The sequence below is a fragment of the Alysiella crassa DSM 2578 genome (assembly GCF_000745955.1).
GTDB lineage: Bacteria > Pseudomonadota > Gammaproteobacteria > Burkholderiales > Neisseriaceae > Simonsiella > Simonsiella crassa.
In genome coordinates, this window is sequence record NZ_JQKH01000095.1 from 1 (window position 1) to 8,594 (window position 8,594).

13 protein-coding genes and 1 rRNA gene are annotated in these 8,594 nt (G+C 41.9%); 10 read left to right on the top strand and 4 right to left on the bottom strand.

Translation table 11 applies throughout. The annotated features are described in order from the left end of the window. From Q338_RS11045 to Q338_RS11050, 3 genes are all read left to right on the top strand, one after another. A partial coding sequence (locus tag Q338_RS11045) for a hypothetical protein (protein ID WP_034293174.1) occupies nt 1-330 on the top strand: 330 nt, incomplete at its 5' end. After that, complete coding sequence (locus tag Q338_RS14605; RefSeq protein ID WP_156961048.1) at nt 327-497, top strand: hypothetical protein; 171 nt, start codon at nt 327-329, stop codon at nt 495-497. The genes Q338_RS11045 and Q338_RS14605, both read left to right, overlap by 4 nt. A 4-nt stretch (nt 498-501) precedes the next feature. After that, nucleotides 502-840, top strand: a complete 339-nt coding sequence (locus tag Q338_RS11050) for a hypothetical protein (protein WP_034295387.1) — start codon at nt 502-504, stop codon at nt 838-840. A gap of 75 nt (nt 841-915) precedes the next feature. Here the strand turns inward: Q338_RS11050 and Q338_RS14155 are convergent, their stop codons facing one another. After that, entirely contained in the window at nt 916-1,323 is a 408-nt protein-coding gene (locus Q338_RS14155; RefSeq protein WP_084693594.1) for a type II toxin-antitoxin system PemK/MazF family toxin, read from the bottom strand. A gap of 214 nt (nt 1,324-1,537) precedes the next feature. On the opposite strand from Q338_RS14155, the gene Q338_RS11060 reads away from it, so the two are divergent. The 7 genes from Q338_RS11060 to fic all read left to right on the top strand — a co-directional run bounded on the left by Q338_RS11060 (nt 1,538) and on the right by fic (nt 6,514). Next, nucleotides 1,538-3,247, top strand: a complete 1,710-nt coding sequence (locus tag Q338_RS11060; RefSeq protein ID WP_034295391.1) for a DUF927 domain-containing protein — start codon at nt 1,538-1,540, stop codon at nt 3,245-3,247. 117 nt (nt 3,248-3,364) lie between these two features. Beyond that, a complete protein-coding gene (locus tag Q338_RS11065) occupies nt 3,365-3,685 on the top strand; it encodes a type II toxin-antitoxin system RelE/ParE family toxin (protein WP_034295393.1) in 321 nt (106 codons plus the stop codon). 6 nt (nt 3,686-3,691) lie between these two features. Then, nucleotides 3,692-3,973 (top strand): helix-turn-helix domain-containing protein, encoded by a 282-nt coding sequence (locus Q338_RS11070; protein WP_034295395.1) that lies wholly within the window; start codon nt 3,692-3,694, stop codon nt 3,971-3,973. Nucleotides 3,974-3,985: 12 nt separating this feature from the next. Beyond that, nucleotides 3,986-4,231, top strand: coding sequence for a hypothetical protein (locus Q338_RS11075; protein WP_034295397.1), 246 nt, complete (start codon nt 3,986-3,988; stop codon nt 4,229-4,231). Nucleotides 4,232-4,244: 13 nt separating this feature from the next. After that, nucleotides 4,245-4,478 (top strand): hypothetical protein, encoded by a 234-nt coding sequence (locus Q338_RS11080; RefSeq protein WP_034295399.1) that lies wholly within the window; start codon nt 4,245-4,247, stop codon nt 4,476-4,478. Next, nucleotides 4,475-4,900 (top strand): type II toxin-antitoxin system YafO family toxin, encoded by a 426-nt coding sequence (locus Q338_RS11085; protein ID WP_051968625.1) that lies wholly within the window; start codon nt 4,475-4,477, stop codon nt 4,898-4,900. Before Q338_RS11080 ends, Q338_RS11085 begins: the two co-directional genes overlap by 4 nt. Nucleotides 4,901-5,392: 492 nt before the next feature. Continuing rightward, nucleotides 5,393-6,514 carry a protein adenylyltransferase Fic gene (fic, locus tag Q338_RS11090; RefSeq protein WP_034295401.1) on the top strand — a complete coding sequence of 374 codons (1,122 nt, stop codon included), beginning with the start codon at nt 5,393-5,395 and terminating at the stop codon, nt 6,512-6,514. A 191-nt stretch (nt 6,515-6,705) separates the two neighbouring features. Here the strand turns inward: fic and Q338_RS11095 are convergent, their stop codons facing one another. The 3 genes from Q338_RS11095 to rrf all read right to left on the bottom strand — a co-directional run bounded on the left by Q338_RS11095 (nt 6,706) and on the right by rrf (nt 8,407). Then, nucleotides 6,706-7,497, bottom strand: coding sequence for a substrate-binding periplasmic protein (locus tag Q338_RS11095; RefSeq protein WP_084693595.1), 792 nt, complete (start codon nt 7,495-7,497; stop codon nt 6,706-6,708). Between the two features lie 207 nt (nt 7,498-7,704). Beyond that, the gene (locus tag Q338_RS13875; RefSeq protein ID WP_051968626.1) at nt 7,705-8,172 is read right to left on the bottom strand and encodes a ComEA family DNA-binding protein; all 468 of its coding nucleotides are present in this window, start codon (nt 8,170-8,172) and stop codon (nt 7,705-7,707) included. A gap of 122 nt (nt 8,173-8,294) precedes the next feature. Next, nucleotides 8,295-8,407: ribosomal RNA gene (rrf, locus tag Q338_RS11105) — 5S ribosomal RNA — on the bottom strand. Between the last annotated feature and the right edge of the window lie 187 nt (nt 8,408-8,594).

An 8,594-nucleotide genomic window follows, 5' to 3' on the forward strand; every position in this document is an offset into this window, starting at 1 on the left:
CAATGGAAGCACGAAGCCCACATGAGAGAACGCATTAAAAACACAGGATTTTTTATGTTGGAAAACGGCTTGTATCGCGCCGTTAAGGTGGGCATTGACACCAGCCAACCCACGCGCAAATTGGAAACGCGTGATTTTGGCGATGTGGTGGAAACGCTGGTAACGCCACAAAACGCATTCAGGCAGCCTGAAACCCACCAGCCGCCACCACAAATCACCGTGATGGACACCGACCAAACCGACCCCGACCAAGACGACAACCCTATCACAATGGCAGAGCCACCGAAAAAAACCATTCGCCGCCGCGTAACAAGGAGTGCCACAGCATGAATTACTTTTTGCTTACTTTATTGATTTTAAATGTAGAAATGCTGATTGTTTTGGGCGTGTTTTTGTTTCGCCAATTCAGGCAGCCGCCGCGCCGCCGTTTTGTGAAGCCGCGCCGCCAAGCGGTAAACCCCCAAATTCGCCGCCTGTTACCTGATAAAAAGGGCTAATACGATGATTTCTAATATTTTACTTTATGGCGGTGGCGGTTTGATTGTGGGTTATTTATTGGGTGAATGGGCGAGTTATCAGCGTTACAGCCCTGTTGTGCAAGCCATTTCAGCGCAATTAGACGACACGCAAACGGAATTAGCCGCCGCCGAAAAGCAAATTGAAGCGCAAAACCGCATTTATCAGCGTTTGGAAACGCGTTTAACGCAGCAATTTGGCACGCCTAGCCCAAACCATAAGCCAAACGAGCCGCCCATTATCCACCGCGCCGCATTGTCCATGCCGCATAGTCGCCGTACAGGGCGCGTAAGGCATGACGGATTATTGACCTTTGCGGAATAAATTTATCCCAAAAAAACATTAACAAATATTAACAGGCAGCCTGAAGCCTAACTAGGTTTCAGGCAGCTTGAATGATTATTCAGTTAAAAAACCTAGATACGATTGAACACCAGATAAAACGCGTGAAAAATCATCACTATTCATTGATGGAGATAAATATTCACGACCATTGCGCGTTTTTCTATGAAATTTATCTAAACGCTCAAATGAAACTGTGTAAATCATGTTGCATTTTGCCCATACTTCCAGCGTTTCAGTTTCCAAAGGATTTGGGTTTCTGCTTAATTTAACGTGCCAAGCCATAGCAGGATTAGGGGCGGTGGTAGAAAGCGGCACAACAGTACACAGTTTAGAACCGTGTCTAGATGACGGAGAAATGATGACAACAGGACGAACTTTAACCATTTCAGGAACGATTAATCCCCTGAAATCACATTTCAAAATATGACTTTGTTTTGGAAAATAAGAAGGATGAAGCGGCATAGAAAACCTACGAAAAACAGTTACTTTTCAAGTAGCTATAAATAAAAACACCCCCAATCGGCTTGTTATCGCTTCATGGGGGGACTGTTTCAACCCGTAGGGAAACAGATTTCGACCAGTATCTAAACTGGATACCGTTTCATTATGTGCCATTTTATTTTAGTTGTCAAATACCGTCTAAATTCATCTATTATCAAATACAAGGATTTAAATTATGAAAAACCCCATTATCAACCCCGACACCTTGCAAGATTACGAGACCAAACCCCATTTCCGTACCGAAAACAAAGGCGTGTATTTCATCAAAATCAAACATTCAGATGGCGAGACACGCGAAGAACCCATTTTGTTATCCGACCCTTTGGACGTTCTTGGGCGTGGCACAGATGAAAGTGGCGCATATTACACCGTGATTCAGTTCAAAGACCCACACACGCGCCAAGCCAAAATCGCCGCCATTGCCAACGCAGAAATTGGCACACAGCAATGTTGGCAGCGTTTGCAGGGCATGGGCTTGACCGTGTATTCAGGCAGGGCAAAGCGCGAGTTTTTGGCAGACTATTTGCAAACGCAAGGCAGCCGCGCCCATTTCCATATTGTCAATCAGTCGGGCTGGCACAAGGGCGTGTATGTGTTGCCCAATGGCGAAATCATCAGCCCCCACACCAGCGAGCCGCCGCCGCGTATTATCTACAATGGCGATAAGTCTCAAGCTCATGCCTACAATACTTCAGGCAGCCTGAAAGATTGGCAAGAACAAATCGCCCAATATGCCAATGGTAATAGCCGCCTGTGTTTGGCATTGGGAACGGCGTTTGCAGCCCCTTTGTTGTCCTTAATGCGTGTAGAGAGTGGCGGCTTTCATCTGTATGGCAACAGTCGGGACGGCAAAACCACCGCCGCTAAAGTGGGTTTATCGGTGTGGAGTAAGCATGATGACAGTTTAATGACTTGGCAAGGCACAAAATTGGGTTTCAATAACACCGCCACCGCCCGAAATGATGGCTTGCTGGTGTTAGATGAGATTAGCCAAGCCGCGCCCAAAGTGGTTTCAGATACCGTGTATAGCGTGATGAATGGTATTAACAAAGCACAGGGCGCAAAAGATGGCGGCAACAGAGCCATAAGCCGATGGCGCGTATTGGTATTGAGTACAGGCGAATTAAGCCCTGAAAATATGTTAGGCAATCAGGCGGAATGGAATGCAGGGCAAGCCGTGCGATTACCCACCCTAGAAGCCAATGCAGGGCGCGAATGGGGTATTTATGACACCCTACATGGTTTTGCCGATGGCGCGGAATTGTCGGAGCATTTAGACCGCGCCGCCGCCCATTATCACGGCATGGCAGGGCGTGAATTTATCCGTTTATTAAATCAAGACGGTATCAAGCAAGCACAGGCGCATTTTGATGATTTTATGGCAATGCTGCCCAAATTAAGCGGACAGGCGCGTACCGTAGCCAAACGATTTGCCCTTGCCGCCGCCGCGTTGGAACTTGCCACACCGATTACAGGGTTGGCGGCTGGTGTAGGCATGGCAGGGGTAAAACGCTGCTTTGATGATTGGTTATTTGCCAATGGCACAGGCAACCGCGAAAACGAGCGCATTGTGCGCCAATTCAAGGATTTTATGGAACAATTTGCCTATGGCGAGCGTTTCCAACCCTTGAAAAACAATGATTTTAGCCATACCGACCGCCACCATGCAGGGTTTTATGATGACACCAGCGAGCCGCCCGAATGGTATATTATTGAAAAAGTGTTTCGTGAAGAGATTGCACAACCATTTGAAATTATTAAAGTAACCAAAGTATTAGAAGAGCGTGATTTATTTGTCAAGGGTTCACGCGGCAATGGCAAAACGCAACGGAAATTCAGGGGCAGCATGAGCGATTTTTACCGCGTAAGAGAGTGCCAAGAGTAAGGCAGCCTGAAAGCAACACACCAGCGCATTAATGATTAATGGGCTGGTGTGTTTTTTTTATTTACTTTTATCTCAAATTGAATATAATTACACTTATATCAAAATAGAGATATAAACATGAAAGAAATTACTTTTCTAGGAAATTCATTAGATTGCATTCGTGAATTTCCAAATGAAATCAGGCAACAATCAGGCTATGAATTGCATAAAGTACAGAATGGAGAAATGCCAACCGATTTTAAGCCTATGCCTACCATTGGGCGTGGTGTGATGGAAATTCGCTTACGAGACGAAAACGGCGCATTTCGCATTATCTATACCGCCAAAATTGAAAACATGATTTATGTGTTACACGCATTTCAAAAGAAAACACAGCGCACCAGTCAGCAAGATTTAAACCTCGCAAAACAAAGATTAAATGAAATCAAACAAGGATAAACCACTATGCAAACTTATCAATCCGTATTTGACGCTATTTGCGATACCCCAGCCGAAGCCGCCAATATGAAATTGCGAGCCGAACTTATGCGCCACATTGCCGCCACCATTCAGGCTAACCATTGGACACAAAGCCAAGCCGCGCAACATTGCGGCATTACACAACCGCGCATGAATGATTTACTCAATGGCAAAATAAGCAAATTTTCATTAGATGCGTTGGTAAATATTAATGCCCATTTGGGGCAAAGTATCAGTATTCAATTTGGCGTGCTTCAGGCAGCCTGAAAGGGTAAAAAGATGAATGAAATAAACCCTATTGGCACAAATTGGGACGATTTAGCCACACAAATTTTTACCGCTCAAGAAATCAATGAAAGTAAATTGCGTGTTTGGCACATTGAAAGCATGATTGCGGCTGTGATTGCAGACAACCCCGAAGCCGCAAGCATTGCCGAAAGCCTAAAAACATCATTGCAGCAAGCACAGCAAGGGTATTATGCCAGTTTTTACACGCCTAGCACCATTACCAAACAGGCAGCCTGAAAGGAAAACCACCATGACGACCATCACATTATCCCCCCAATTAAGCGAGCGTATCGCAATTTTTGCAGCGCAAACAGGCAAAACGCAAGAACAAGTGATTGCCGCCGCCGTAGAGCAGTATATGCACCAAGAGCGAGCTATCCCCGAATTATCTCCACGAGATGAAGCCATGTTGCGCGATATTGAAAGCAAAACGGATTACACCATTGCCGAATTTTATCAGCGTTGGGGAATTGAAACGCCATGATACAGACCGACATCACGCATAAATTGGCACAAACAATTGATGACCCCAATAACTTACTTCAGCGTTTTACCGAATGGAAGAGTACAGGAGAAACAGGAGAAAATGATTTTTACCTATTTGGCAAAGATGGGGCATATACCACGCCACAGGTAAACGGCGAGATGTATGTTTTGCGCCATGTGCATTTATTGCCGCTTACCGATACTGCTCAATTAGCCAAATGGCGGCGCAATTGGCAAATAGGGGCAAGACATACCAGTAACCGCGCATTGGTTTATGTGCAAGATGGCAACCGCTTTTTACTGATTGATATTTTGCCCGAACCTGTGGCCCAAATGAAAACTGAACCAGCAAAACAATTAATGTTGTTGTTTGCCAAAATTGCCGAACAGTATATCTATCATCATAAAATCATTGCATAATTAAATATTCAGGCAGCCTGAAACCCAAATACACCAGCGCATAAACAATATGGCTGGTGTATTCTCATGTTTAAAAATCGCCATTTTTTAAACATATCCCCCTTAATATGTTTACGCGATAAACATATACTGCACCATATCTTTAAATTTTTGGATTTTTTAAACATGATATAAAAAAATAGGCAGCCTGAAACGTATAACACGCCGCCTATAACAAGCAAAAACACACATTAACACATTGAATTTAAAAAAAATAACAGAAAACACCCCATCACATAACAGACCGATAACAGTAGAAATATGAAAATAATCATTTAAAATCAATTCGGTAACAGAATAACAGCAATAACAGCGATTTTTTTCATCTGTATCACTTATGTACTTTCAGGCTGTCATGTTTAAAAAATCGCCAAAAATAAACACGTTTTCTTGATATGTTTACGCGATAAACATATACTGCACCATATCTTTAAATTTTTGGATTTTTTAAACATGACACAATGGCAAGCCCACCTACCCTACAATGATTTACCCAATCTACCGCCACAGCAAGACATTGAAACCAAAAATATTTTGAAACATTGTATTGCAGCACGAGCCGCATTAGCACAACTGAAACAAGCGGCGGAACTTATCCCCAATCAAAGTATGCTGATTAACACGCTGCCCATTATGGAAGCGCGAGCCAGTAGCGAAATTGAAAACATCGTAACCACCACCGATAAACTATTCCAATCCTTGCAACTGGACAATGACAATACAGACATAGACCCTGCCACCAAAGAGGCTCTACAATACCGCAATGCCCTATTTCAAGGCTTTCAATCATTGGCACGTTTGCCCATTTGCACGCAAACGGCGGTGTTGGTGTGCAATGCCATTAAGCAGCCCCATGAAATGACAATCCGCCAAACCACAGGCACCGCCCTAAAAGGCGGTAAAACAGGCAAAACCATTTACACACCACCAGAGGGAGAAAGCATTATTCGGGATAAACTAGCGAATTGGGAAAAGTTTATCCACGAAAGTGATGATTTAGACCCCTTAATCATTATGGCAATTGCCCATTACCAATTTGAAGCAATCCACCCTTTCACAGACGGCAACGGCAGAACAGGACGAATTTTAAACAGCTTATTGTTGATTGATAAGGGCTTATTGTCTTTACCCATTTTGTACTTAAGCCGATACATTATTGAAAATAAAGCCGATTACTATCAACTTCTATTGCGCGTAACCAGTGAGCAGGATTGGGAAAGTTGGATTATCTACATTTTAAAAGGCGTACAGGAAACCGCCGATTGGACAGTAAACAAAATCAATGCCATACGCCAATTATTTGAATACACGCGGCAATATATGCAACAATACGCCCCACACATCTACACACATGAATTGTTGAATTTGCTGTTTGAACAACCCTATACGCGGATTACCAACTTGGAAAATGCAGGTATTGCCAAACGTCAAACTGCTTCAAAATATTTGAAAGAATTAAGCGATTTGGGTGTATTGAATGAAGTCCAAATTGGCAGAGATAAGCTGTTTATCAATTTGCGTTTAATGAATTTATTGCGTGGCAATGAAAACACTTTTGAAGCATTTACCCGATAAAAAAATGGGGTAGCATAAAGATTTTTAGGTACAAATTTAGGTACATTTTCAAATTTTAAAAAATAAAATTAAATATAATCAATAAATTAATCAAAGAGTTCAAAAGACCCCGCCTCCACCAAATTAAACAAAATCCCTAAAATCAGATGATTTTAGGGATTTTCTATTTTCAGGCAGTCTGAAACCAGATTCTACCAATACTTACTGTACAATTTCTCATACATCCCATTGGCTTTAACCTTTTCCAAACCTTCGTTCAGTTTTTGAACCAATTCCGTATTGCCCTTTTTCACTGCAAATACATAATGTTTGGCAGGCAAAGACGAATCCTGTATCAAATGCGTTTTGCTGTCTGCATATTTTTTAGCATAATAGCTCAAAGGCGCACTACTGCCTACTGCCGCGTCCGCTTCACCTGCCAGCACCGCTTTAGTCGCCAACCAAATGGTGTCTGTGTACACAATATTGCCCTTATCCTGATTCCCAAACATCGGAATCAAACTTTCCGATACCGAAGCCCGTTGCAAAGCAACTTTCATGCCCTTAAACGCACCAAAATTCGGTTTATTTTGCAAACCATCGCGCACCAACATCGTGTAACGATATTCAAAATGTGGATTTGAAAAATCCATAAATGTCGCACGCTCATCGGTATAAGTAACCGCACCTGCCAAAATATCCGCTTTCCCAGAATCCAAATTCGGGAACAAACCCTGCCACGGATGTACTTCAAAACGCAACTTAAAACCCTGCTGTTTGGCAATTTCGGTCAGCAAATCGTATTCAAAACCTGTTACACCGCTGCTTTGGCTACTGTCCCGAATAATAAACGGAATTGTGTTCAATTCCGTCATGACCACATAAGTTGGGCGATTATCGTTTTCCATTGGTTTGGGTGCTTGTGTGGATGTGGCGGTCTCTTTATGACATGCACCCAACAATAATGTTAAACTCATTAAGATTAAACCAGTATATCTCATCATTTTTATTTCCCAAATTTTTTGATATAAGTCAAAAAATAGTTATAACAGAATTCTGATTTGCATGATACTCTAAAATAATTGGTGCTATTTTCCTTTGAATGCCCATTTTTCGGGCTGCCTACAAAACCACAGAGCCATATAATCAAAAAAACCTTGAAATTTCATATTTCAAGGTTTTTTATCAAAATTCAATTATAAATTAAAACATCACTCTTCATCTTTATCTTCACTTTTTTCTTTACCAGTAGGAGCTGATTTAGCAGCCGATACAATAACACGACTGCGCAATTTTTCCATCGTTTTATCGCCAATCCCTTTTACTTCTGTCAATTCATCAATACTTTTAAAACCGCCATGCCGTGTACGATACTCAATGATTTTTTCCACTTTCGCTTTACCAACACCCGTACCTTTTAATGCCGTTACCAATTCTTCAGCAGTAGCCGTATTAATATCCACAGGTTCAGATGGTGCAATATTTTCAGTTGCTTTTTTAACTTTTTTAGGTTTTTCAGAAGGTTCTGCTGCCGATGTTTCACCAGTACTTACACCACTCGCTGACGACATTAAGCCTACTGGAGCAGCCTGATTATTTGCTTTCTGCTCTCCCCCACAAGCAGACAAACCCAAAACAGCAGATAACATCAACATAACACTTAATTTACCTAATTTCATTTCATTACCTTTATTCATAAATTAAAATAGAATAATAAATCAAAATAAACAATAAAGCAAATTGTTTACACATAAAAGCAGCCTGAAACATCATCTATGTTTCAGGCTGCTTTGTGTAAATAGTTTGGCGATGACCTACTTTCGCATACGATTGTATACTATCATCGGCGCTGGAATGTTTCACTGTCCTGTTCGGGAAGGGAAGGAGTGGAGCCAAACCGCTATGGTCGCCAAACGTAAAGGGGAACAAACTGGGAAGCCGATTTTAAACAAAGGTTTTGGTTTGTTTGTGTTGATTTTGTATTTTTTGGTGATGACTGAGTCATCAGTAAGCTTATTTCATTTTATATTTACTTTGATTTCAGTTTATTTCGATTTCAGTTTATTTCTGTTTTCAAAGTTCTTCAAATGATAGAGTCAAG